A 676-nucleotide genomic window follows, 5' to 3' on the forward strand; every position below is an offset into this window, starting at 1 on the left:
AATACCAATAAAAAGTTGGTAAATAGGGATGGTGAAGCCAACCACTGCCAGAGGCTCAACGCCTAGCCGCGCAATGAAAACCGAATCCACAAGTTGGAAGCTCATTAGCGAGACAATCCCAATCAACATGGGCCACGTCATTTTTGCGAGTTCGATGAATTGTTCTTTCTTGTTGCTAATAGTTTGTTCGGGTGCAGATGTCATGACGCAAATGCATCCTCAATGATTGTCAGAGCAGCGCGGTGATCTTGATAATCAAGAGGCAGCTGCATGGCTTGCTGATCTTTCACCAAAATCCAAGACGGAAAACTATTCCCTCCAATACTGCGGGCGAATCGTATTTCATCATGCAGGCGTTTTCTGGTTATATCGCTATGCAGATCAGTCTCGAACTGTTCTTTCTCAAAACCGATGTCTTCAGCTAACTGACACAAAACACTCGTGTCTGAAGGATTCATTGCATTCAAATAATATGCTTCTTGGATCTTAAGGTTCATCTGTTCTTCTTTGCCTTGATCCCGTGCAATTAAGCCTGCTCGGCAGGCTGGATAGGTAGAGCGATGTGGCGTATTTTGTTGCCAAAACGCGTGATTGAATTCGGTACCTAGCAGATCAGAAATTTTGTACCAGTAGCTTTCGATGGCTTCGCGCATGTCTAAGGGCATCGGTATATCAC

The 676-nt window shown here is 44.8% G+C and carries 1 protein-coding gene and 1 pseudogene; both read right to left on the reverse strand.

All coding sequences use genetic code 11. The annotated features are described in order from the left end of the window. Positions 1–204, reverse strand: a pseudogene (locus tag A3739_RS02685) (hypothetical protein); the annotation flags it as partial. Further along, a partial coding sequence (locus A3739_RS02690) for a DsbA family protein (protein ID WP_082878237.1) occupies positions 201–676 on the reverse strand: 476 nt, incomplete at its 5' end. The gene A3739_RS02690 and the pseudogene A3739_RS02685, both read right to left, overlap by 4 nt.

This window comes from Oleiphilus sp. HI0067 (assembly GCF_001635735.1).